General features: G+C 56.3%; 1 protein-coding gene. It reads left to right on the forward strand.

What is annotated here, in order from left to right:
• Window positions 1–1,006: tyrosine-type recombinase/integrase (locus tag ACRESJ_RS22885; protein ID WP_431759954.1), on the forward strand; the 1,006-nt coding region annotated here is incomplete at its 5' end.
• Between the last annotated feature and the right edge of the window lie 635 nt (window positions 1,007–1,641).

Genomic DNA, 1,641 nt, shown 5'->3' on the forward strand with positions numbered 1-1,641 from the left:
GTACTGGTATCAGTTCAAGGCTGACTCTGGTCGCAGCCCTGCGACGCTGAAGAAGATTCGCGACTACCTCGATAAGGATCTACTGCCAGCGCTTGGTGAGAAGCAGTTGGAGGACATCACTCGGGCCGACTGCGCGAAGCTGCAGGCCAGCATCGAAAAACGTGGCGCGTTCAACGTGGCAGACAAGGCCCGGACCTGGCTCAAACAGATTTTCAGTCAGGCGATTGCGCGGGGGCTGTGCGAGCTCAATCCAGCTTCTGAACTGCTTGCCATTGCGTTGGCCCCTCCTCCCCCTGAGCACTATCCGCATTTGCGTGAAAGCGAGCTGCCGGCATTTCTTCAGGCACTGAGTAAGACTACCAGCCGATTGCCGTCGAGGATTGCTTCATGGATGGCAATACTGACGGCGAGCCGACCCGGCATGGTTCGGTATGCGACGTGGGATGAAATCGATTTTGAAGAAGGGACGTGGACCATACCGGCTGAACGCATGAAGATGCGCCGGGACTATGTCAGTCCCCTGCCCCATCAACTGATCGCGATGCTGATCAAGCTGCACCAATGCACTGGGCGCAGCCGCTACCTGTTTCCGGGTAGTGGTGAGAAACGGCCCGTCATCAGTGAGAACACGATCAATCTGGTGTTTGCCAAGATTGGCTATAAAGGGCGGATGGTGAGCCATGGCGTTCGCCACACCGCGAGCACGCTGTTGCGCGAACATGGATGGCTGAAGGATCATGTTGAAAGTCAACTGGCGCATGTCGAAGGTGGGATTGCTGGGGAGTACAACCAGGCGCTGTACCTGACACAACGGCGGATCATGATGCAGTGGTATGCCGATTATCTTGATGCGCTCAGGGTTGGGCTTACGGCGAGCCTGCGGGATCAGTTTGATACGCGGGTTAATCAGTTTCTGTCGCGTAAGTCTTCGGAGCTTCTCGGGGTCAATGCGGTCGGTGACGGTATCAGCACCTTGGAAGATGAACGTGGCGCATTCCAGCGCTAACACGCTAGTGAAATCTCCATAGCTTTGCCTTCCACACGGGCCCTTCCAAACAGGGCTGCAAAGCCGCCCTGCTTGGAAGGGCCTCACTTGAAAAATCTAAAGCCCACGCAACTGTCTGTGGAAAACCACGGATTTCCACCGGTGGATAATTTCATCCACAGCCGCAGAACTCTCGAAAATTCGAGCCTTGACCCGAATTATCCACAGGCGTAGAAAAGATCGGGCAAAGCGCTGTCGTTGACAGCAACCCAGGTAGCCAGAACCTTTAAGGCTACGCCACACCGTGGTGGTTCTCCCAAAGGCGATTAGCGTCCGGCGGCTCGCACGGTCACAACGATGTGATGGATGCCTACTTTTACCTGTGTGCCCACTGCGGCAATTCATCCCTTTTCGTAGCTGCCCTGCAGCAATCTATCCGCTTGGCCATTTCTTTGCGCCAACCTGCGCCCGTCTCTTTCTCCCGGAAAGAGACGGGCGCTCCTACCGCTGCTGCAGCCCTCATCGCACAAGGCTTTGCGGCATTCCCCCTCGTGACAATTGGCGTGACAAACACCGAAGTCACCAGCAACAGCGATGCAGATGATGGTGCCGCAGCCCAAGGAATGGACTGCACCTGACTGACAGTCAGGCACGCC

This window comes from Pseudomonas sp., assembly GCF_050739655.1.
Classification (GTDB): Bacteria; Pseudomonadota; Gammaproteobacteria; order Pseudomonadales; family Pseudomonadaceae; genus Aquipseudomonas.